Here is a 20,343-nt window from a genome sequence, read left to right as displayed (position 1 = left end):
GACTAACTTTCAGTTGATATTTCTTGCTGTGGGGGATAGCAGGGGTTGTTGGCTTCACGCAGGTCAAATACCGAAACTTGCCCATCGAAGCGTATGACAGCGCCCGAAATGAGCGGATTTTTTATGGAGAATGCACGCCTGATTGAGTGCATGGCGGATGGCAAAGTTGTCGCTGGCGTCGACGACTGCATCATCGCAAAGGATTAAGCGCAGCAGCATATCTTCAGTTACCTGCCCTGTAAAGGCAGAACCTCGATTTCTGGATTAATCTGATAAAGCATTTTTTGAGCAGAGGTCGTTTTGGGTAAGCCGATCGCATCGGCAGTATGAATGATTTGCCTTTGCAGATTGGTAAGATCAACGTGATCTTTGTCGCAGATAACGATTTTTCCGATGCTGAGAGCAGGCTTATTTCGCATCCATGTCTGCGCGTTTTCTTTCGTTTTTGGTTAACAATTTTTTGCGCAGGCTGGATTGTGGCGTTACTTCCACCAACTTATCTTCATTGATGAATTCCGAGCTCGGCTTGCCACTTGTTTTATTGCTGGCAGCGCTAGCGAAAAGGGGAAATAGATGCCCTTTTTCGTCAGAGTGAATTAGCAGCTCAAGGCCTGGCCCGAGAAGTCGATACATTGAGCACGAACATCACTCTCAGAGATCATGTCAACGGCTGCGTACCGCAACCCACAAGAGAATCTACACGCATCCGCTCACCACACGGATGCTGGGAAACGCATTCATTATGAGCGACACCGGCCGGGACCACCCTGTACCAATTGGTACAAGAACACATTGAGACCTTCTTTGCACAAGTTGAGACGGAAACCGGTTTGGGCTTGCCCGATTTTGTCAAAGACGAGTTCGATGCGTTTCTTGAATGTGGCATTTTAGCGCATGGCTTTCTGCGCCTGCGCTGTGCTGACTGCAGCCATGAAAAACTGGTTGCCTTTTCCTGCAAACGGCGAGGTTTCTGTCCTTCGTGCGGGGGACAACTTCTTCTTCAGGTCAACGCGGGAAACACACGAATTCTTCCAACGTGTGTTGACCACGGATCTATCCCAGGTGAAAGCATGGTGGGACGAGGGAAAGTACGGCATGTTCACCAATGGCGACCAGGACAAGATCGTGTGGAATCTCATCCAGGGTGAGGACATGGGGGATCTGTACGCTATCGTCCCCTACGAAACCTTCAACACCAGGCCCTATCACTTCTCCTCGCCCACCGATTTCTTCCTCGTTCACTTTGCAGTTCCCGGGGTCTCGAAGCAGGAGGCGATCCGGCAGTTCCAGGCCAGGTTTCATTTCGGCGACGATTCACTGATACCGGCCGGGCAAGCCATCGATCGCGCCGCGTTGTTGCCATACCGGATTCCTGAGAAGCCTGAAAGGTCGCGCTTCACTCTTCGAGCTTGGTTGACCGGAACATGACCCTATGAGAGTCTTGCAACAGATGGCCATGCATCTGCCCCTCCTCGGCCGTGTCATGGCAAGGAGAGGCTTGTTGCGCAAGCGTGTTCGCGCGCTGCTGCGCCCGCTGAACTGGTTTTTGGCCAGCACCCGGCTTGAACATCTGCGTAAGAATTTTTTAGATTGAGCTTCAGTAAACTTTTTATTCGGCAAAAAGATTTCTAAAGATTTTCTAAAATTACTCAATTCGCTGCTAGCCGGTTGTGAGATCGTGCCTTGACAAGCATGTCCACTTTATGTTTCCATGCGTTTTAGCCATTAGAGACCTCTGCATAACTGCCTTTTTGGATAATTTAGTATTTTTAAGTGATTGATTTTATGGGTAACACATACACAAAAAAACTCTAAAAACATAGTTATGCAGAGGTCTCCATTATCAACCAAACACGAGTCAACCTCACCATAACCTTGATGGCGACTCACTACACTTCAAACATTTCGTTCACCTACGAAGGTTTCTGCGGGAGGCCACTTGTCTGATCACGATAGTTCGATTTATGAATGGATACCTTCATTGAATTACCATAACTTTGGTGATCATTTATCGCATTTAATTGGGTGCAATCTATATAAAACTAAAGCATGGCAGCGAATATGTTCAGACCGTTCCAAGGCGTATGCCTTACTCGGCTCAGTGCTTTATGATCCAATTATCGAGTCATTATTGAAAAAGGGGAGAAGGCCTGTATTTATTGGTTGTGGCTATCGTGGCGAAGAGTTGTCCCCTGAGTTAGTAAAGCAATCTGATATTTATGGTTGTAGGGGGCCTTTAACAAAAGTTGCATTAGAAAATGCTGGCTTAAAAACTTCTGTGACTGGTGATCCAGCAATAATTTTGCCACTGGTTGTACAACAACAAAGGATCAACTATGGCAAGAAGATTCTTATTCCTCATATATTGGACCCAAAGAGAAAAGATTACTCTCCAGTTGAATTTGGTTGTGATGAATTATTGCAACCGGAAACAAGAAATTTTCAGGATTTGATTGAAATAATTTCAAAAATCGTGAAAGCTGATTTTGTACTAACGGGTGCTATGCACGCCGCGATTGTTGCGTATGCATATGGCGTCCCATTCGGTTTTTTTTCTAATGGCTATATTGATTGCAAAACAAAATGGGCTGATTGGGTTGAGAGTATCTCCCTGCCTTCTTCAAGTGTTGTTTTTCAGAATCATCAAGTCGATGCCAGTGAGTGGTACAAACGAAATTCAGTTAACATGAAAAAACCTAAATATCTTTCTATCCTGAAGCAGTACAGCAAGATCGATTCTATAAAACTTGGCATCTATTTGCGTGCTTGGATACATGATTTTCTTTCCGACTGAGATCGGCTCCGTTCATTATAGAGGTCATTAAAGATGGATTGCATCATAGCTACATTGCCACGCAGTGGCAGCCACTTTCTTTGTGAACTGCTGGCACGCAACCGGCTTGGTGTGCCAGCCGAAGATTTCAATATCTACCTGGAAGTATCTCCTTTTTCCACCGCGCTGGCGCTCGGGATCACAACTGAAGAATATCTGAAGCGACCAGTGCGTTGGATGCAGAAAGTGAATATTGGATACAGCAAGCGCTATCACAGTTGATGGCACATCGTACCGCGATAGCAATTGCACATCGCTTGAGTACTGTCAAATCAGCGGACAGGATCGCTGTTCTTAATCAAGGACGTTTAGAAGCGCTAGGCACGCACGCGGAATTAGTGGCAACCAGTGAACTTTATGCACGATTGGCAGCGCTGCAGTTTGACCTGAAATGAATGAGTGGTAGAGCACTGTAAGCTAATCTACCAGCTTTCATTGTTTTTTTCAGCTGCACTGGGACTGCAAGCTTCGCATGCAGGATCTTTTTTTAAGTTGATTGTTCGCCATTTCATTGTCAGCCCGTCGAGTAAAAGTAAACGACCGCTAAGTGTTTTGCCAATACCCAGCAAAACTTTGATTGTTTCTGCTGCCTGCATACAGCCGATGATTCCGGCTAAAGGCGCAAATACACCCATGACAGCGCAATTGGGATCATTATCTTCGCCAGAAAGGGGAAAAAGACAATGGTAACAGGGATTGTCGGCATAACGCAGGTCAAATACGGAGACTTGTCCGTCAAAGCGCACAACAGCACCTGAGATCAGAGGTTTTCTTTGAATAATACATGCCTGGTTGATGGCATGACGAGTGGCAAAATTGTCGCTGGCATCTACTACTGCATCAGCGGAAGAAAGCAGATGCACCAGCATTTCTTCTGTTACCTGCTCTTGTAAGGTCATGATTTCGACCTCTGGATTGATATGGTGAAGAGTCCTTCGGGCAGAAGTCGTTTTAGGTTCACCAATAGCGTCGGTGTTGTGGATGATTTGCCTTTGCAGATTGGTTAGGTCGACGTTATCTTTGTCGCAGATAACGATTTTTCCGATACCACTAGCAGCAAGATAAAGCGCAGCAGGAGAACCCAGTCCCCCTGCCCCAACGATCAGTACACATGATTGCGTTAGCTTTTCTTGTCCCCTTACATCAATCTGAGGCAGCAAGATATGGCGACTATAACGCAATAGCTGACTGTCATTCACGATCCTCCCACCTCACTTTTCAGCTATTGCATTGCTAAGGAATTAACTACTTTTCTTTGCAGTTTTTGTAGATTTTCTTTTTGTTTCTCCATCTTTCAGATGCTGAATGGCTCTGGTAAGCAAAAGATCATCACTAGAACCAAACTCAAGAGGGGTAGTTCTTTTCTTAGTGGTAGATTTTTTGTCTTTGGGTTTATCTTCCGATCCATTGGCTTTCTGTGAATCTGCATCAATTTTCATGACTTCATCAACTTTGTTACTACGCAGATGCCGACTAAGATCTGATTCACGCAATTGCCGGGATGCATCATCCGTTTCATCGATAATATCCGGCGTGATGCCCTTAGCTTGAATGGATTGTCCGTTAGGTGTGTAGTACCGGGCTGTTGTCAGCTTAATTGCGGTATTGTTGCCAAGGGGCAGGATAGTCTGCACTGAACCTTTGCCAAATGTCTGAGTGCCCATGACGATGGAGCGTTTGTGATCCTGTAGCGCACCTGCAACAATTTCAGAGGCGGAAGCTGAACCCCCGTTTACTAGTGTGATCATGGGCACTGATTTAATTGCCGGTGGTAATCCTGTCAAATAATCTTTACCTGGTCCACGCAGATAATATTCAGGACTGGCCATGAGTCGCATTTTTGCATCGCTTGTGCGTCCCTCTGTATAGACGACGAGCGCATTAGTTGGAAGAAATGCTGCCGATACGGCCACAGCGCTGTTGAGTAATCCACCGGGATCATTTCTTAAATCAAGCACCAACCCTTTCATGGGAATTTTGCTTTCCTTGAATAGCTTCTCAATTGCCTGAGCTAGATTTTCACCTGTATGTTCCTGGAATTGTGTGACTCGCAAATAACCATAGCCAGGTTCAACTAATTTTGCTTTAACGCTTTCAATTTTGATAATGGCGCGCACCAATGTGAATACCAGCGGCTCATTTTCACCTTCCCGAGCGATAGTAAGTGTAATCGAGGTATCAGGTTTGCCACGCATGCGTTTGATCGCCTCGTTAAGGGTCATACCTTTCACTGCAGTATCATCCAGTTTGATGATCAGATCACCTGTTTTGATACCAGCCCGAAATGCTGGCGTGTCTTCAATGGGTGAAATGACTTTGACCAAGCCATCTTCCATGGTAACCTGGATGCCGAGTCCACCAAATTCACCTTGGGTGCCGATTTGCAGTTCTTTATATTCTTCGCTGTCCAAATAGGCAGAATGCGGATCCAAGCCAACCAGCATGCCGTTGATGGCTTCAGTGATAAGTTTCTTATCATCGACTGGCTCGACATAATCGCTTTTAATGCGACCAAATACCTGGGTAAAGGCTCGTAATTCTTCGATTGGGAGAGGAGGCAATTCCGTTTTGAGTGCTTTATCAGCTACAGCGGAAAAGTTGAGACTGATCATTACTCCAGCAGCAACTCCCAAGAGGATTAAACTGAGTTTCTTCATAAAATTATGCATCACATATTCTCCGCGCCTATCAACTTTACTATTTTTACCATAAATTTCATTCTATTTTTACCCAAGTCAACGGATCAAATGGTTTACCCTGGTGTCGCAATTCAAAGTATAAACCTGATTCACGGTGACCACCGCTGTTTCCTACAGTGGCTATCGTATCGCCACTTCGAACTTGATCGCCAACACGTTTGTAAATAGCTTCATTGTAACCATAAAGACTCATATAGTTGTTGCCATGATCCAAAATCATAAGGTTACCAAATCCACGCAACCAATCGGCAAATACAACTTGTCCGCTCGCTATTGCTTTCACCTCATTGCCATTTTGGGAGCGAATAAATAATCCTTTCCATTTAATTCCTCCCTCCTGCCGTGGACTGTCAAAACGGTTAACAAGTTCCCCTCTTATTGGTAATCGTAGTTGGCCTTTGAGTGATGCAAATGAATGTCCGCTGGCAGAAGAATCAGGAAGTAAGCTGTTATGGAGCGAAGATTGGGAAGGTTTATCCGTGACTGGGGGCGTAGATTTTTTTTGGCTAAGCAGTCTATCGATTTCTTTTACTAGATTAGACAACCGCTGCTCATCACTTTTGAGCTTGCTGATTTCTTGCTGTTGCTGGGTAATTTCTTCGGAAAGATTTGCTAGAATTTCTTCTCGTTTGATTTTTTCTTGTTCTAGTTGTTGCTTTCGTTTAGTTTGCTCAGTTTGAATTTTTACAATTTCTTCTTTTTTTGCGTGGCTTTCGTGAGTTAATATGTCCAATTGTTCAAGCTGAGTACGTAAGGTATTAATATTTTCAGAGCGTGCTCGCTTGAGGTATCCATAGTAATGAAGATTGCGTGCTATTTGATTGGGATCTTGCTGTTTGAGCAGCAACTGCGTGTAATCTTGCTGTCCGTTTATGTATTGATAGTAAAGCATCTTACCGAGTTGCTCTTGCTGCATTTTAATTTCACTTTGAATCTGTTTAGATTGATCTAATAATTGATCAAGACTGTTATTGGCGTCAATCAGCTGTTGAGCAAGCATTAGCAATATTCGATTGGTTTTGCTAATAGTGCGCTCTGATTCGCGTAAAGCATCTGCTGCTTCAGTTTTAGATGTTTCCTTGCTTGCCAGATCTTTTTGTAAAGCTTTAATGCGATTTTGTAACTGCTTTAAGTCTTTGCTGGCTTGGGGGTTGGCATAAAGCTGGCCTGTGCATATGAGAGCTAAAAAAAACGTAATGATTTTGCGCAGTGTATCACTTCCATTGGAATACATGATTTATTTCAGATATATCGTGCACAATGTCTATGGGTGCACGATTTTCCAGATACGTTAAGTTAAACATCCGCTTTGGTCTGGTTTGCTACAGTTGATATGGCTTTTTCAATTTCAGCCAAGTTACCGAGATAGTAGTTGCGAATGGGTTTTAAGTTATCGTCTAGCTCATAAACCAGAGGAACGCCAGTAGGTATGTTATAGTTAAGAATATCTTGATCTGAAATATTATCAAGATATTTAATGAGCGCTCGCAAGGAATTACCGTGCGCTACGATAATTGCGCGTTGCCCTGCTTTGATTTGCGGCGCAATAGTTTGGATCCAAAAAGGTAAAAATCTAGTGACTGTATCTTTGAGACTCTCAGTCAGAGGAATATCCTGCTTGGATACATTGCTATAGCGAGGATCAAAACCGGGGTAGCGTTTATCATCAATTGTAAGAGTTGGAGGCTGAATATCGTAGCCACGCCGCCATAGTAAGACTTGTTTTTCGCCATAACGAGTAGCTGTTTCTGCTTTGTTCAACCCTTGTAATGCGCCGTAATGCCGTTCATTTAATCGCCAACTAAGATTAATTGGAACCCACATCTGATCCATTTGATCAAGTGTAATCCAAAGCGTGCGAATGGCACGTTTTAGCACTGAAGTATAAGCTACATCAAAAATAAATCCATTCTCTTGCAAGAGCCGACCAGCAGATCTGGCTTCTTCCTGTCCCCTTGGGGTTAAATCTACATCTGTCCAGCCAGTAAAGCGATTTTCTTTATTCCAAATGCTTTCTCCATGCCGCAGGAGAACGAGTTTTTTCATGTTGACCTTCAAAAGAAGAAGCGAGTAGTTTGTAAAAGCGATTGATGTACCACAATTTTATTATATTTTGACAAAGAACGCAGCATATCCCTGTGATCTTCGTTGTTTTTTGTTGTATTAAATTACTTTATAGTCATATAAAAATATTATTCCATTTCTGCTTAAGTGGTTATTAATGTAGTCAAATTCTAATAAAAATCTTGAGGATAAAATTGTGTAAAGCATGCTGTGGATTATCAGCGTTTTCATGATGAATTATTTTGCTATTATCGTCGCTGCCAGATTTTAGATTTTTTAAGAGATGGAGATTCTTGAATGCTACTTTGCTAAAATAACAAATTATTAAAAACTGAATGACGAAAACTGGAGCGGGCGCTTACTTATATGGAATCAACCTTTTTACAGGATAATGTTTTTTTTATTGTTGCTGCTATGATGAGTGGCGGTATGTTGTTATGGCCAATGCTTTCACGCAATTCTGCTAAAGAAATAGATGCTCAGAGAGCAATCAGGTTTATTAATTACGAAGATGCGGTAATCCTTGATGTGAGGGATGATCGTGAATATGCTGAAGGTCATCCTCCGAATTCTAAACATATTTTTGTTGAGAGGATAGGGGAGCGCTGGCATGAACTGGAGAAATTCAAGGACAGACCTATTGTTGTGATATTTCAACCTGGTCTACGTGCAGGTCATGCTGGTGCAGTTTTACGTAAAAATGGCTTCAAGAAGGTTTACAATCTTAGCGGTGGTATCGATACATGGCGACGAGAAAATCTTCCAATGGTAAAAGATCGCTAAAATGGGTAGAAAGTGAATATGGCAAAGGTGGTCATGTATGTATCAGGTTTTTGTCCTTATTGCGCGATGGCGGAGAAGTTGCTGCGATCCAGAGGTGTTGAGGAAATTGATAAAATCAGAGTTGATTTACATCCCGATCAACGTACTGAAATGATCAAAAAAACTGGGCGACGCACCGTACCTCAAATCTATATTGGGGAAACCCACATAGGAGGCTATGATGATCTTGCGCGACTCGATCAGCAAGGGGGAGTCATAAAACTGTTATCAACCTGATTTTTTAGTGATGCTCTATCGTTTAATAATCTTTATTATCAATTATTCCAATTAGAATCTAATATGAGTGAGCAACAACCTGTATTTGCCATTGAGAAAATTTATGTCAAGGATCTTTCCCTTGAAATTCCAAATGCACCGCATATTTTTCTTGATCGGGAGGTTCCCGAGATTAACTTACAGTTAAGTACTCAAGATACATGTATTGAGGGAGATATATACGAAGTTATGTTGACGATCACTGTTACTTCTCGAATTAAGGAGAAAACCATGTTTTTGGTTGAGGCTCAACAGGCTGGGATCTTTCGGATACGTAACGTGCCGGGAAATGATATTGATCCTGTACTGGGGATCGTATGTCCAAATATTTTATTTCCTTATTTGCGTGAAACTGTGTCGGATACGGTGGTGCGCGCAGGATTTCCTCCAGTCATCCTTAATCCAGTCAATTTTGAAGTCATTTATCATCAGAAAAAGCAGCAGGCTGAATCAAAAACCGAGATGACTCAAAAAACATCTGAAACAGAAAGCGTCCATTAAAAGGAGGTTCACTTGCTACAAAGAAGGGGCTTGATCGAAAGTTTCTTTCTGTTTTTTTTGCTTATTTTCCCGTGTTGGAGTGTGGCTGCAGAAACAGAATTTTTTTCTGTCTCAGAGAATGCTGTCATAATGTATGACGCTCCTTCGCTGAATGCTGAAAAATTATATGTAGTAAGTCTTCATCTACCGCTAAAAGTAATAGCGAAAGTTGAGGGATGGGTGAAAGTACGCGATAGTAGTGGTGGGGTTGCGTGGGTAGAGAGAAAATTTCTAAGTGATAAGCGCTTTGTTATTGTGACTGCTCCATTAGCTGATGTATATCAGTCGCCAGATGTTCATTCGCCCTTACTTTTTCAGGCCCAAAAAAATGTGGTTATAGAATGGTTAAGCTCCGATGTTGCCGACTGGGTTAAAGTACGTCATCGTGACGGTCAGATTGGTTATATCAGATCTAATCAGGTCTGGGGCTTATGAAAATTGCCATATTAGGAGCAGGTGCCTGGGGCACAGCCCTAGCCATCAATCTTTCAGTAAATCATCAGGTCACATTGTGGACGAGAGATCAGAACCAGTTGGCTGAGCTTTTAGCGCAGCGGGTTAATCGACGCTATCTTCCTGATTTATTTTTACCTGATTCCTTGAAATTGACATCAGAGCTTGAGCTTGCTGTCAAAACTGCTGAATTTATTCTGATTGCTGTTCCTGTTGCTGGATTGCGTGAGTTATTGCAAAAAATTAGAGTAATAAGTAAAGCATTGCCAATAATTCTTGGATGTAAGGGGTTTGAGGCGCAATCGGCGTTGCTGCCTCATCAAATAGTGCAGGAAGTTTATTCTGAAACAGCGCCCTGTGGTATTTTATCAGGCCCAAGCTTCGCACAAGAAGTAGCGCAAGGATTACCTACAGCACTAACATTAGCATCAGATGACGATCAGTTTTCTAAATATATTATTGGTAAAATTCACACAACTTGCTTACGTATTTATTCGAGCAACGATGTGGTTGGTGTAGAAACCGGTGGAGCTATAAAGAATGTTATTGCAATTGCCACCGGGATTTCTGATGGATTAAAACTGGGCAATAATGCACGGGCAGCATTAATAACACGTGGTTTAGCAGAAATTACGCGTCTGGGTGTGGCATTGGGTGGCTGCAGAGAGACATTTATGGGATTAGCCGGCATTGGTGATCTGATTTTAACTTGCACGGGTGACATGTCGCGTAACCGCCAAGTAGGGATGCTGTTAGCTGCTGGCCAATTGCTGCCTGATATTTTACAGAAAATCGGTCATGTAGCAGAAGGAGTGCATACTGCACGAGAGGCGGAGCGAATGAGTCGACACTTAAAGATCGAGATGCCCGTGACACAAGCAGTATGTAGTGTTATTTATGATGGGGTGCCTGCTGAAATGGTAGTTAAGAAAATTCTCGAACGTGAACCGAGAACAGAGTTTGATTGATAGTGCTTATAATATGCACTATAGGTGCTGAGTAAATTTTAAATTCTGGCGGTGATTATCTCTTTTTTTAAAATGTGATTTTGTCGAGTTTGGCTCCTTGCGCCTTATGTGCTGTCCTTAAGAGATAGTCTCTATATTTTCTGGATAAAAATACCCAAAAAAAAAGAAATTTTAAGGTAATGACTTGACCAGGCGCAAAAGGCTTGATATAAGGGCGTTTGCAGAATTTTTTGTTTGTGATTTAACTACCACTAACCCAATAACGCACAAGGGGAATTAAATGAACAAATCTGATCTTATCGATGCCATTGCAGAGTCTGCTGGTATTTCTAAAGCATCTGCAGGAGATGCATTAAATGGTGCGCTATCTGCGATTAAATCTGCGCTTAAAAAGAATGAAAGTGTCACCTTAGTTGGTTTTGGAACCTTTAAAATAGGAAAAAGAGCTGCACGTACTGGTCGCAATCCCCGTACTGGAGAAGTCATAAAAATCAAAGCGGCAAAAGTACCAAAATTCACCGCTGGTAAAGCACTCAAAGATGCGGTAAACTAAGCGTTATCTTACAGAGCAAGGTTGGGTGCTTAGCTCAGCTGGTAGAGCGTCGCCCTTACAAGGCGAATGTCGGCGGTTCGATCCCGTCAGCACCCACCAATCAGCGAGCAAGAGTTAGATTTTTTATAGGTTAGGAGTGGTAGTTCAGTTGGTTAGAATACCGGCCTGTCACGCCGGGGGTCGCGGGTTCGAGTCCCGTCCACTCCGCCAACTTCTTATTAAGGGCGAGCTTAAAATAGTATATTAGTGTAGCCTTCCTTCTCATTTTTTACTTCACTGGGTTTTAGCTGTGTTTGATTTTGTTCATCAAAAAAAGATCATCGTTCAGGTTATTCTGTTACTAGCTGTGTTGCCATTTATGTTTTGGGGTGTGCAGTCGTATCGTACTGATGGTCAAGAGAGCTATGTCGCAGTTGTTGAAGGTGAAGAGATTCCGCGAAGAGAATTTGAACAAGCGCTTAGGAATCAACATGAGACCATGCGTAATATGCTAGGGGATAAATTCGACAGTACCATGTTTGATAATCCTCAGATGCGCTTGGCAGTATTAGAAAGTTTGATTCAGAAAAAATTGCTAAAACGCGAAGCAGCCAATGTAGGATTAACTGTTTTGGATTCACAATTAGCGCGCGAGATTCAGAATATTTCAGCTTTCCACGAGGATCAAAAATTTTCTTATCAGCGTTATGAAGAGTTGTTGCGCCGTCAGGAAATGACGCCAGCAATGTTTGAATTACGTGTGGTAGCTGAGATTATGCAGCAGCAATTATTGGAAGCGATTACCAGAAGTGCAATGATTCCAGACATTGTAACCCGGAATGTAGCTCACTTAAGTGAAGTGAAGCGTGAAATAAATCAAGTTAAGATTGAGCCACAACATTTCGTATCGCAGATTACCCCGGATGAGGCGGCAATACAGTCTTACTATGATAATCATCAAACAGATTTTCTTCTGCCCGAGCGAGTGCGCATTGAATATTTGGTATTGTCTTTAGAAGAATTGACTCAGCAAGAAGAAGTTACGGCAGATGAAATTAAAAATTATTTTGATGAACATCAAAGTGAGTTCGGTCAAGAAGAACAGCGAAAAGCCAGTCATATTTTAATTACTGTTCCTGCAACAGCTTCTGATGATGAAAAAGCCACGGCACGCGATAAAGCGGAGAATTTACTGGCGCAATTAAAAGTAGAGCCAGAGAAATTTGCTGAACTGGCAAGCGAGAATTCGGAAGATCAAGGCTCAGCAAAAGTAGGAGGAGATTTAGGTTTCTTAGGACGTGGTATATTGGTTAAGGAATTTGAAGATGAGCTATTTCAAATGCAGCCTAATGAAATTCGGGGTCCTGTTGAAACAGCTTTTGGCTTTCATATCATTAGACTTTCTGAAATAAAACCAGCGAAGATAGCATCCTTGGAAGAAGTAAGAGATGATATTGAGCAGATTTTGAAACGCCAGAAGGCAGCAAGCAGTTTTGGTAAAATTGCGGAAGATTTCAGCAATATAGTATACGAGCAAAGTGATTCTTTGCAGCCAGCTGCAGAAAAATTTGGCTTGCCAATAAAGCAAAGTGGGTGGATCGATAAAAAATCGAAGGAGCCTGCAATCGTTACTAATGAAAAACTGCTGCAAGCAATTTTTTCAGACGATGTAATTAACGATAAACGCAATACAGAAGCGATAGAAGTCATGTCTGATACTTTAGTTTCTGCCAGAGTATTGGAGCACAAATCAGCGGCGATTCAATCATTAGATGTGGTCAGAGATGAGATCATCGATCGCGTTAAGAAACAGTTTGCTGCTGAACTGGCTGAACAAGAAGGCAGAGCCAAACTAGCTCAATTACAGGCTGGTGAGGATGCCTTGGTTTCATGGGGTGATGCTAAAGAGGTATCTTATATGCGACCCCAAGGAATGGAGATAGATACTTTGCGTACTATTTTCCAGACAGAAATTGGTAAATTACCAGCTTATACAGGTATAACGGGATCAGACGGAAGTTTTAATCTGATCCGTATTAATCGTGTTATTGAACCAGTATCTTTGGATAAAGCTCAATACCAAGTTTTTAGTAATCAGTTAAAACAGATGATTGTTCAGGAGGAATTATCATCGTATCAGCTTGGCCTCAGGCAGCGATACGATGTTAAAATCCGAGAAGAAAGCTATTGATAATGTAATAGATTATTATTCCTCAAGATCAAAAGCGATTGTATTAAATCCGGCATCAACATAAGTAATTTCGCCCGTAATACCGCTGGCTAAGTCACTACAGAGAAAAGCAGCGACATTACCAACTTCCTCAGTTGTAACGTTTCTTCGTAATGGCGCAACTTTCTCAGCATATCCCAGCAGTTTACCAAAACTGGCTATGCCAGATGCCGCCAGTGTTTTAATCGGCCCCGCTGAGATTGCATTTACGCGTATACCTTTTTTACCTAGACTGGAAGCCATAAAACGCACATTTGCTTCCAGACTGGCTTTAGCCAGGCCCATTACATTGTAACTTGGCATAACGCGGACAGCGCCCAGATAACTGAGCGTTAGAAGTGCGGCATTTCTTCCTTCCATTAATGCCAAGCCAGCTTTTGCTAATGCCGCAAAGCTATAAGAGCTGACTTCATGGGCAATATTGAATGCTTCACGATTAACGCTTTCAAGATAATCACCTGCTAATGCTTCGCGTGGCGCAAATGCGATAGAGTGTACAATACCATCCAATCCATCCCACTCTTTGGCCAAATCTGTAAAGCATTGATTAATTTCTTCATCATTTCTGACATCGCAACGAAACAGCAAATGGCTGTCAAAATCACCAATCAGTTTTGCAACGCGATCCTTTATATCTTCTCCTTGAAAAGTAAAGGCAAGTTGTGCCCCTTCGCGCTTCATGGCTTTGGCTATACCATAAGCGATAGATCGATTGCTGAGTAGTCCGGTGATGAGGATACGTTTATTGTCTAGAAATCCCATAATATGTTCTTCTCCTAGTCGAATCTGGAATTATAACCTAAGGATTATGATAAAGAGGAGTGTGGCGAAAACAGTCAGATTGCCGCAAGGTATAGATTGTCTTTATCTTATTTTCTACTCTACATCTTCTGCGAAAATAGCATGAAATATAAGCTGAATAATGTGGATACAGTATCCCATCGTCTATACTTATGCTGAAATTCATTTCTCTACAGTGATATGATTAAATGTTTTTCCATTCCAGATCTCTAGTTTCTTTTTTAAAGGGTTCCTCAGGATGAATCCACTTATTGTTTTGATTTTATTTCTGACGGCCTGCAGTGGGACTATATGGAATAATCCCTATCCAAGCGGTGATTCCGGTAAAAATATTCTTTACAATGCATTCGCTGAACGTCCCAAACATCTTGATCCTGTTCAATCATATAGCTCTAATGAAATTTTGTTTACTGCTCAGATATACCAACCTCCTTTGCAGTACCATTATTTGAAACGTCCGTTTACATTTATCCCGCAGACAGTAAACAAAATGCCAGTCGTGCAATATTTTGACGAGCAAGGGAATCTTTTACCAACTGATAATGAAAGCGCTGACATTGCGTATTCCGTATATGAGCTTTCTCTTAAGCAGGGTATCTTTTATCAACCTCATCCGGCATTTGCTAGGGGTGATCAGGGAGAGTTTCTCTATCATGATCTGACTCGAGAGGATTTACAAAGAGTTTTCAAGCTTGCTGATTTTTCTCAAATGAGTACACGGGAATTGTTGGCGGAAGATTATATTTATCAAATTAAACGACTGGCGCATCCAAGACTGCATTCACCCATATTTGGCTTAATGGCAGATTATATCGTCGGTCTGAGGGAATATGCCGAAACATTGAGAAAGGAAGCTGGTGCTACTCCTAAGGATTCGCACCTTGATTTGCGCAATTTTCCATTAACAGGAGTTGAGAAGGTAGATGATTATACTTATCGTATCAAAATAAAAGGTAAGTATCCCCAATTCATGTATTGGTTGGCAATGCCATTTTTTTCACCCATTCCCTGGGAGGCTGATCGCTTTTACGCCCAAGCAGGGCTTGCAAAAAAAAATATAACCCTGGATTGGTACCCTATAGGGACTGGACCTTACATGCTTACAGAGAATGATCCTAATAGAATCATGATCCTGGAAAGAAATCCAAATTTTCATGTAGAGCTTTTTCCATCTGAAGGTATGCCTGATGATGAAGAAAAGGGGTTATTGGAAGATGCTGGTAAACCGCTTCCCTTCATAGACAAGGTTATATTTAGTCGCGAGAAGGAAAATATTCCGCGTTGGAACAAATTTCTCCAAGGCTATTATGATGCTTCTGGGATCGGTTCTGACAGTTTTGATCAAGCAGTACAATTCACAGGGCAAGGCGAGGCAACAGTTACTGAAGCAATGATGGCGCAAGGGATACGATTGGAGACAGCCGTAGCGCCTTCTACTTATTATATCGGATTCAATATGCTGGATCCGGTTGTGGGAGGCCGTACTGAGCAAGAAAAGAAGTCTGCCCGTAAATTACGACAAGCAATTTCAATAGCAGTGGATTATGAAGAATATGTCTCGATATTTGCCAATGGTCGAGGTATTCCTGCACAGGGCCCTATTCCACCCGGAATTACGGGCTATCGAGAAGGCAAGGAGGGAATTAATTCAATTGTCTATAAATGGCAAGATGGAAAGGCGCAACGCAGAACCATTGAAGAAGCAAAGAGGTTGTTGGCGGAGGCTGGTTATCCTAACGGAATAGATAGTAAGACTGGCACACCACTTGTATTGTATTACGATGTGACAGCGCGCAGTGCCGATGACAAATCAATACTTGACTGGATGCGTAAACAGTTCAGAAAAATTAATATCCAGCTAATCGTTCGGAGCACTGACTATAATCGCTTTCAGGACAAGATACGCAAGGGTAATGCCCAGATTTTTGAGTGGGGTTGGAATGCAGATTACCCTGATCCAGAAAACTTTCTGTTTCTACTGTATGGTCCTCAGGGTAAAGCTGGCAATAATAGCGGGAATAATGCTGCTAATTATGATAGTGCCGAATATAACCGATTGTTCGAGCAGATGGAAAAGATGGAAGATAGTCCAAAACGGGAGCAAATCATCGCTCGTATGGTTGAGATCCTGCGCCAGGATGCACCTTGGCTGTGGGGGTATCACCCGAAAGATTATGCTTTATATCATGCCTGGTACAAAAATGTAAAAACCAATAAATTATCTTATAACAACATGAAATATTTACGTATTGACCCTGTTTTGCGTGAGCAAAAGCGGCGTGAATGGAATGAACCGGTGATATGGCCAATTGGAGCGGCGGTAACTGTGCTTGCCTTAAGCCTTGTTCCTGGAATCATTGTCTATCGTCGCAGACAACGAACTGTCGGGCTCAGGGGAGCAATTGCATAAACTGGAGTAATGCTTAAGTCGCTATGCTTAATTACATTATTAGACGCATTCTCTATGCAATCCCAATTTTGGTGGGGGTTAATCTCATCACTTTCACCTTGTTTTTTGTAGTTAATACGCCTGATGATATGGCGCGGATGCATCTAGGAATTAAGCATGTGACTGATGAGGCAATTGTAAAGTGGAAACAAGAACATGGTTATGACAAGCCTTTGCTGTATAACACGGAAGCTGAAGGAGTTGCAAAACTGACAAGCACCATTTTCTATGAAAAATCGGTCGCAATGTTTGTATTTGATTTCGGTCATGCTGATGATGGGCGCGATATTGCATATGAAATCAAATCACGGATACTGCCTAGTCTGGCCATTGCGCTACCAGTATTTTTATTGGGATTGCTAACTTATATTACTTTTGCGCTGATTATGGTTTTTTTTCGCATGACTTATATAGATTTCTGGAGTGTCGTATTGTGTGTGGCGCTCATGTCGATTTCAAGTTTGTTTTATATTATTGGCGGCCAATTTCTTGTCAGTAAGTTATGGCATTTGGTGCCTATTTCTGGTTATGGTAGTGGTCTGGATGCGGGTAGGTTTTTGCTATTACCTGTTATCATTGGGGTGGTGAGTAGTGCTGGAGCGAATGTGCGCTGGTATCGCACAATTTTTCTGGAAGAAATGAATAAGGAGTATGTTCGAACTGCACGCGCCAAAGGTTTGCCAGAAAGCATTGTGTTATTCAGGCATGTGCTAAAGAATGCCCTGATTCCAATTTTCACGGGTGCGGTGGTAGTGGTTCCATTATTGTTTCTTGGCAGTCTGATTACTGAATCATTTTTTGGCATACCAGGATTGGGAAGTTATACCATCGAGGCAATCAATTCGCAGGATTTTGCTGTAGTGCGAGCCATGGTGTTTCTGGGCTCATTACTTTATATCGTAGGTCTGATATTAACCGATATATCCTATACTCTGGTGGATCCAAGAATCAAGCTGGAGTAATATGTGTGATGAATTCTGTATCTATGTTTCTTGGAACGCTATCTGCCTAATAATCAACAGGTATAGGATCAAGGCTGCGCCAGAGATACCAGGTTGCTACCGAACGCCAGGGTCGCCAGTTTGTCGCAATTGTCTGTAATTTATTCTTCTCAACTGGTTGATTTGCGTTGTAGTGAATACTCACAGCTCGTTGCAATCCAATGTCAGCTAAGGGTAGTACATCTGGTCGCTGCATGTAAAAGATCAGAAACATTTCTGCAGTCCAGCGACCAATACCCTTTATCTGGATGAGGTGAGCAATGAGTGCCTCATCATTCATTTTTTGCCAAACTGTTTCGTCGTATCCACCATTTATGAATCGCAAGGATAAATCTTGCAGATAACTTATTTTCCTGGCAGATAGACCGCATGCTCGTAATGTACCTGGATCGATGCTGTGCAGACTCTCAGGTGTAATTTTGGACAAGGTGTCAGCTAGTTTCTGCCATACACTTGCTGCAGCTTTGACTGAAATCTGCTGACCAATAATGGCGCGAACCAGGGTAGTAAAAGCGTCTCCACGTGAATGAAGTGTTGAGTCGTTATACTGACTAACAAGTCGTTGCATGACGGGATCCCTTTTCGCTAAATCATCCATCGCTTGCTGCCAGAATGTAGGCGCCTTACGTTGTTCTTCCTTCAATAAAACCATCCTTCGCGGTATTTGCGTTTGGTAGTTAAAAGCAATTGGCTAATTATTCATTTTACATGATATGCCATCGATATTAATTGGCAATTTATCCTCAAAATCACGTTTATCTTATTTATTTTTAAGGCCTTGCAGGCCTTGCTTGTCCCCTTTTAAGTCTTTGTCACAAAAGTGAAAAGTGCATATTTTTCTACTTGACTGCCCTCATTTTTTTGATTAGAGTGGCGAAAAGTGGAATAAAGGGTATTAAAGTGGGAGATGGTGGAAAATATTTGGAATAAAGCGTGAGCTTCCAATAAAAATAAAGGGATGGCATGTTTCGTGGCGTTACACAACTGTGCTTGGATAGCAAAGGTAGATTTGCGGTGCCTGCGAAGTACCGTGAGGAGTTGTCATCCAGTTGTGCCGGAAATTTAGTGATTACTGCTGATCCCTCAAGGTGTTTACTGATTTATCCCCAGCCTGCCTGGGAGCCCATAGAAAAAAAACTGAATAGTCTTTCTAGTTTTAATCCTCAGAGTCGTAGTTTGCAGCGTCTTATCGTGGGGAATGCCTGCGATGTTGAGATGGATAGTGTTGGACGGATACTTGTCGTGACGCCATTACGCCAGTTTGCCGGTTTGATCAGGGATATTGTATTGGTTGGTCAGGGTGAAAAATTTGAGTTGTGGGATGCTGAAAAATGGAATCAAGAAATTGAGGCAGCGCTTGTATACAAAGATGGCAATATGCCGCCCGAGCTGGAAGGTTTCTCATTGTAACGCTGTGGTATTGCTGTGCATTTACCAGTTCTGCTAAATGAAGCCGTTGATGCGTTAGCAATCAAAACAGATGGAGCTTATGTAGATGGCACATTTGGGCGTGGTGGACATAGTCGTTTGATTTTATCCAGATTGGGTAAAAAGGGTCGTTTGATTGCATTTGATAAAGATTTGGCTGCGATCAAAACGGCAGAGACGATTGATGATAAGCGATTCAGTATAAGGCACAGCAGTTACGTCAAAATACGAGATGAATTGCTCGCATTAAAAGTGGAGCGGGTAGATGGTGTGCTCCTGGATCTCGGGGTGTCATCTTCTCAATTGGATGAAAGCGCACGTGGATTTAGTTTTCGCTCGGAAGGACCGCTTGATATGCGGATGGATACCAGCCGTGGAGAAACAGCAGCAGAGTGGCTTAATTCTGTTACAGAATCACAATTAGAAGAGGTAATTAGAAGCTATGGTGAAGAACGGTATGCTAAGCAGATTGCAAGAGCAATTGTTATGGCCCGAGCACAGCATCCCATTTCTACCACGATTCAACTTGCCGAAATTGTGGCAGCGGTCGTGCGTACGCGAGGGCATCAGTGGGAGGGTAAGCAGCATCCGGCGACGCGCACTTTTCAAGCGATACGGATATATCTTAATCAAGAACTTGAAGAATTGTCGTTAACTTTGCCGCAATGTGTAGATCTATTAAATCCTGGAGGGCGGCTGGTTGTTATCAGTTTTCATTCGCTCGAGGATCGTATAGTAAAACGTTTCATGCGCACAGAAGCGAGTTCAGACAGGTTGCCGCACAAACTTCCTTTGCGTGATAAAGAAGTGAAAGAGTTAAGTAAACAGCGGTTGCGATTAGTAGGTAAGGCATTGCGGCCGAGCGCACAGGAAATAGCGGTTAATCCGCGAGCGAGAAGCGCGGTCATGCGTGTGGCAGAAAGAATCATGATTAATGGGTAATTATATGATTAAACTGAATATTTATCTGACTGTGATTCTTATTATTTGTGGGTTAGGCATCGTCACCTCGCAGCATGAGGCACGTAAGCTTTTTATATTGCTGGAGAAAGAGCAGGAGTTGGCTGATCAATTGGCCATAGAATGGAATCAGTTGTTACTTGAGCAGAGGACATGGGCGATGCATGGACATGTTGAAAAAATTGCCAGAGGGAAACTTGACATGATTGTGCCAGCACCCCAAAGCATTCGGGTTATTTTGCCCGATCATGCCTCAAATCGGTCCTATTCTAAGGAGCTTCCTTGAT

Annotated in this window: 24 protein-coding genes, 2 tRNA genes and 1 pseudogene; 20 read left to right on the top strand and 7 right to left on the bottom strand. The window is 42.6% G+C overall.

The annotated features are described in order from the left end of the window. Positions 1 to 63: 63 nt before the first annotated feature. A pseudogene (locus tag BLV54_RS17175) lies at positions 64 to 419 on the bottom strand (ThiF family adenylyltransferase). A 357-nt stretch (positions 420 to 776) separates the two neighbouring features. On the opposite strand from BLV54_RS17175, the gene BLV54_RS17170 reads away from it, so the two are divergent. The 6 genes from BLV54_RS17170 (at position 777) to BLV54_RS04095 (ending at position 3,228) form a co-directional block, all read left to right on the top strand. Next, complete coding sequence (locus BLV54_RS17170; protein WP_218132308.1) at positions 777 to 1,148, top strand: transposase zinc-binding domain-containing protein; 372 nt, start codon at positions 777 to 779, stop codon at positions 1,146 to 1,148. Next, the gene (locus BLV54_RS16370) at positions 1,096 to 1,428 is read left to right on the top strand and encodes a hypothetical protein (protein ID WP_143032414.1); all 333 of its coding nucleotides are present in this window, start codon (positions 1,096 to 1,098) and stop codon (positions 1,426 to 1,428) included. Before BLV54_RS17170 ends, BLV54_RS16370 begins: the two co-directional genes overlap by 53 nt. A gap of 22 nt (positions 1,429 to 1,450) precedes the next feature. Further along, positions 1,451 to 1,594, top strand: coding sequence for a hypothetical protein (locus BLV54_RS15945; protein WP_176969666.1), 144 nt, complete (start codon positions 1,451 to 1,453; stop codon positions 1,592 to 1,594). A 345-nt stretch (positions 1,595 to 1,939) separates the two neighbouring features. Beyond that, a complete protein-coding gene (locus tag BLV54_RS04100) occupies positions 1,940 to 2,794 on the top strand; it encodes a polysaccharide pyruvyl transferase family protein (protein WP_090568167.1) in 855 nt (284 codons plus the stop codon). A 33-nt stretch (positions 2,795 to 2,827) separates the two neighbouring features. Then, positions 2,828 to 3,055 (top strand): hypothetical protein, encoded by a 228-nt coding sequence (locus BLV54_RS15425; RefSeq protein ID WP_143032413.1) that lies wholly within the window; start codon positions 2,828 to 2,830, stop codon positions 3,053 to 3,055. After that, entirely contained in the window at positions 3,055 to 3,228 is a 174-nt protein-coding gene (locus BLV54_RS04095; protein ID WP_218132307.1) for a hypothetical protein, read from the top strand. The genes BLV54_RS15425 and BLV54_RS04095 overlap by 1 nt, the downstream gene beginning before the upstream one ends. Before the next feature lie 27 nt (positions 3,229 to 3,255). Here the strand turns inward: BLV54_RS04095 and BLV54_RS04090 are convergent, their stop codons facing one another. From BLV54_RS04090 to gpmA, 4 genes are all read right to left on the bottom strand, one after another. Then, the gene (locus tag BLV54_RS04090) at positions 3,256 to 4,032 is read right to left on the bottom strand and encodes a HesA/MoeB/ThiF family protein (RefSeq protein ID WP_090568164.1); all 777 of its coding nucleotides are present in this window, start codon (positions 4,030 to 4,032) and stop codon (positions 3,256 to 3,258) included. A gap of 42 nt (positions 4,033 to 4,074) precedes the next feature. Then, the gene (locus BLV54_RS04085; RefSeq protein WP_090568161.1) at positions 4,075 to 5,502 is read right to left on the bottom strand and encodes a S41 family peptidase; all 1,428 of its coding nucleotides are present in this window, start codon (positions 5,500 to 5,502) and stop codon (positions 4,075 to 4,077) included. Between the two features lie 46 nt (positions 5,503 to 5,548). Continuing rightward, the gene (locus tag BLV54_RS04080; protein WP_090568158.1) at positions 5,549 to 6,766 is read right to left on the bottom strand and encodes a murein hydrolase activator EnvC family protein; all 1,218 of its coding nucleotides are present in this window, start codon (positions 6,764 to 6,766) and stop codon (positions 5,549 to 5,551) included. A 62-nt stretch (positions 6,767 to 6,828) separates the two neighbouring features. Continuing rightward, the gene (gene gpmA, locus BLV54_RS04075; RefSeq protein WP_090568155.1) at positions 6,829 to 7,578 is read right to left on the bottom strand and encodes a 2,3-diphosphoglycerate-dependent phosphoglycerate mutase; all 750 of its coding nucleotides are present in this window, start codon (positions 7,576 to 7,578) and stop codon (positions 6,829 to 6,831) included. A 384-nt stretch (positions 7,579 to 7,962) separates the two neighbouring features. Here gpmA and BLV54_RS04070 point away from each other — a divergent pair, with 384 nt between their 5' ends. From BLV54_RS04070 to BLV54_RS04030, 9 genes are all read left to right on the top strand, one after another. Then, the gene (locus BLV54_RS04070) at positions 7,963 to 8,379 is read left to right on the top strand and encodes a rhodanese-like domain-containing protein (protein ID WP_090568153.1); all 417 of its coding nucleotides are present in this window, start codon (positions 7,963 to 7,965) and stop codon (positions 8,377 to 8,379) included. Positions 8,380 to 8,397: 18 nt separating this feature from the next. Beyond that, positions 8,398 to 8,655 (top strand): glutaredoxin 3, encoded by a 258-nt coding sequence (gene grxC, locus BLV54_RS04065; RefSeq protein ID WP_090568150.1) that lies wholly within the window; start codon positions 8,398 to 8,400, stop codon positions 8,653 to 8,655. A 63-nt stretch (positions 8,656 to 8,718) separates the two neighbouring features. Beyond that, positions 8,719 to 9,195, top strand: coding sequence for a protein-export chaperone SecB (gene secB, locus BLV54_RS04060; protein WP_090568147.1), 477 nt, complete (start codon positions 8,719 to 8,721; stop codon positions 9,193 to 9,195). A gap of 12 nt (positions 9,196 to 9,207) precedes the next feature. Then, positions 9,208 to 9,669 carry an SH3 domain-containing protein gene (locus BLV54_RS04055; RefSeq protein WP_256329112.1) on the top strand — a complete coding sequence of 154 codons (462 nt, stop codon included), beginning with the start codon at positions 9,208 to 9,210 and terminating at the stop codon, positions 9,667 to 9,669. Further along, positions 9,666 to 10,655 (top strand): NAD(P)H-dependent glycerol-3-phosphate dehydrogenase, encoded by a 990-nt coding sequence (locus BLV54_RS04050; RefSeq protein ID WP_090568145.1) that lies wholly within the window; start codon positions 9,666 to 9,668, stop codon positions 10,653 to 10,655. Before BLV54_RS04055 ends, BLV54_RS04050 begins: the two co-directional genes overlap by 4 nt. Positions 10,656 to 10,935: 280 nt before the next feature. Continuing rightward, positions 10,936 to 11,208, top strand: coding sequence for an HU family DNA-binding protein (locus BLV54_RS04045; protein ID WP_090568142.1), 273 nt, complete (start codon positions 10,936 to 10,938; stop codon positions 11,206 to 11,208). A 23-nt stretch (positions 11,209 to 11,231) separates the two neighbouring features. After that, positions 11,232 to 11,307 (top strand) — tRNA-Val (locus BLV54_RS04040). Positions 11,308 to 11,341: 34 nt separating this feature from the next. Then, a tRNA-Asp gene (locus BLV54_RS04035) sits at positions 11,342 to 11,418 on the top strand. A gap of 79 nt (positions 11,419 to 11,497) precedes the next feature. Beyond that, the gene (locus BLV54_RS04030; protein WP_090568139.1) at positions 11,498 to 13,378 is read left to right on the top strand and encodes a SurA N-terminal domain-containing protein; all 1,881 of its coding nucleotides are present in this window, start codon (positions 11,498 to 11,500) and stop codon (positions 13,376 to 13,378) included. A 15-nt stretch (positions 13,379 to 13,393) separates the two neighbouring features. On the opposite strand, the gene BLV54_RS04025 is transcribed toward BLV54_RS04030, so the two are convergent. Further along, complete coding sequence (locus BLV54_RS04025) at positions 13,394 to 14,179, bottom strand: SDR family oxidoreductase (protein ID WP_090568136.1); 786 nt, start codon at positions 14,177 to 14,179, stop codon at positions 13,394 to 13,396. A gap of 277 nt (positions 14,180 to 14,456) precedes the next feature. On the opposite strand from BLV54_RS04025, the gene BLV54_RS04020 reads away from it, so the two are divergent. Together BLV54_RS04020 and BLV54_RS04015 are read left to right on the top strand one after the other, a co-directional pair. Then, the gene (locus tag BLV54_RS04020) at positions 14,457 to 16,628 is read left to right on the top strand and encodes an ABC transporter substrate-binding protein (protein ID WP_090568134.1); all 2,172 of its coding nucleotides are present in this window, start codon (positions 14,457 to 14,459) and stop codon (positions 16,626 to 16,628) included. A gap of 23 nt (positions 16,629 to 16,651) precedes the next feature. Beyond that, the gene (locus BLV54_RS04015; RefSeq protein WP_090568132.1) at positions 16,652 to 17,629 is read left to right on the top strand and encodes an ABC transporter permease; all 978 of its coding nucleotides are present in this window, start codon (positions 16,652 to 16,654) and stop codon (positions 17,627 to 17,629) included. A gap of 46 nt (positions 17,630 to 17,675) precedes the next feature. On the opposite strand, the gene BLV54_RS04010 is transcribed toward BLV54_RS04015, so the two are convergent. Next, entirely contained in the window at positions 17,676 to 18,311 is a 636-nt protein-coding gene (locus BLV54_RS04010) for a DNA-3-methyladenine glycosylase family protein (RefSeq protein ID WP_256329111.1), read from the bottom strand. 320 nt (positions 18,312 to 18,631) lie between these two features. Between BLV54_RS04010 and mraZ the strand changes: the two genes are divergently transcribed. The 3 genes from mraZ to ftsL are packed head-to-tail and all read left to right on the top strand — an operon-like array spanning position 18,632 to position 20,342. Further along, positions 18,632 to 19,078, top strand: coding sequence for a division/cell wall cluster transcriptional repressor MraZ (mraZ, locus tag BLV54_RS04005; protein ID WP_090568126.1), 447 nt, complete (start codon positions 18,632 to 18,634; stop codon positions 19,076 to 19,078). Between the two features lie 15 nt (positions 19,079 to 19,093). Further along, complete coding sequence (rsmH, locus tag BLV54_RS04000; protein ID WP_090568123.1) at positions 19,094 to 20,038, top strand: 16S rRNA (cytosine(1402)-N(4))-methyltransferase RsmH; 945 nt, start codon at positions 19,094 to 19,096, stop codon at positions 20,036 to 20,038. A 4-nt stretch (positions 20,039 to 20,042) separates the two neighbouring features. Then, positions 20,043 to 20,342, top strand: a complete 300-nt coding sequence (ftsL, locus tag BLV54_RS03995) for a cell division protein FtsL (protein WP_090568211.1) — start codon at positions 20,043 to 20,045, stop codon at positions 20,340 to 20,342. Position 20,343: the final 1 nt, after the last annotated feature.

Origin of the sequence: Nitrosomonas sp. Nm33 (assembly GCF_900107265.1) — a bacterium.
Classification (GTDB): Bacteria; Pseudomonadota; Gammaproteobacteria; order Burkholderiales; family Nitrosomonadaceae; genus Nitrosomonas.
This window is presented reverse-complemented; position numbering and strand designations above follow the sequence as displayed.

Excerpts from the sequence above, each read along its gene's own strand:
- BLV54_RS16370 (WP_143032414.1), top strand. The coding sequence starts at position 1,096 with ATGTTCACCAATGGCGACCAGGACAAGATCGTGTGGAATCTCATCCAG.
- BLV54_RS15945 (WP_176969666.1), top strand. The coding sequence starts at position 1,451 with ATGGCCATGCATCTGCCCCTCCTCGGCCGTGTCATGGCAAGGAGAGGC.
- BLV54_RS15425 (WP_143032413.1), top strand. The coding sequence starts at position 2,828 with ATGGATTGCATCATAGCTACATTGCCACGCAGTGGCAGCCACTTTCTT.
- BLV54_RS04095 (WP_218132307.1), top strand. The coding sequence starts at position 3,055 with ATGGCACATCGTACCGCGATAGCAATTGCACATCGCTTGAGTACTGTC.
- BLV54_RS04085 (WP_090568161.1), bottom strand. The coding sequence starts at position 5,502 with ATGCATAATTTTATGAAGAAACTCAGTTTAATCCTCTTGGGAGTTGCT.
- BLV54_RS04080 (WP_090568158.1), bottom strand. The coding sequence starts at position 6,766 with ATGTATTCCAATGGAAGTGATACACTGCGCAAAATCATTACGTTTTTT.
- gpmA (WP_090568155.1), bottom strand. The coding sequence starts at position 7,578 with ATGAAAAAACTCGTTCTCCTGCGGCATGGAGAAAGCATTTGGAATAAA.
- BLV54_RS04070 (WP_090568153.1), top strand. The coding sequence starts at position 7,963 with ATGGAATCAACCTTTTTACAGGATAATGTTTTTTTTATTGTTGCTGCT.
- grxC (WP_090568150.1), top strand. The coding sequence starts at position 8,398 with ATGGCAAAGGTGGTCATGTATGTATCAGGTTTTTGTCCTTATTGCGCG.
- secB (WP_090568147.1), top strand. The coding sequence starts at position 8,719 with ATGAGTGAGCAACAACCTGTATTTGCCATTGAGAAAATTTATGTCAAG.
- BLV54_RS04050 (WP_090568145.1), top strand. The coding sequence starts at position 9,666 with ATGAAAATTGCCATATTAGGAGCAGGTGCCTGGGGCACAGCCCTAGCC.
- BLV54_RS04045 (WP_090568142.1), top strand. The coding sequence starts at position 10,936 with ATGAACAAATCTGATCTTATCGATGCCATTGCAGAGTCTGCTGGTATT.
- BLV54_RS04025 (WP_090568136.1), bottom strand. The coding sequence starts at position 14,179 with ATGGGATTTCTAGACAATAAACGTATCCTCATCACCGGACTACTCAGC.
- BLV54_RS04020 (WP_090568134.1), top strand. The coding sequence starts at position 14,457 with ATGAATCCACTTATTGTTTTGATTTTATTTCTGACGGCCTGCAGTGGG.
- BLV54_RS04015 (WP_090568132.1), top strand. The coding sequence starts at position 16,652 with ATGCTTAATTACATTATTAGACGCATTCTCTATGCAATCCCAATTTTG.
- mraZ (WP_090568126.1), top strand. The coding sequence starts at position 18,632 with ATGTTTCGTGGCGTTACACAACTGTGCTTGGATAGCAAAGGTAGATTT.
- ftsL (WP_090568211.1), top strand. The coding sequence starts at position 20,043 with ATGATTAAACTGAATATTTATCTGACTGTGATTCTTATTATTTGTGGG.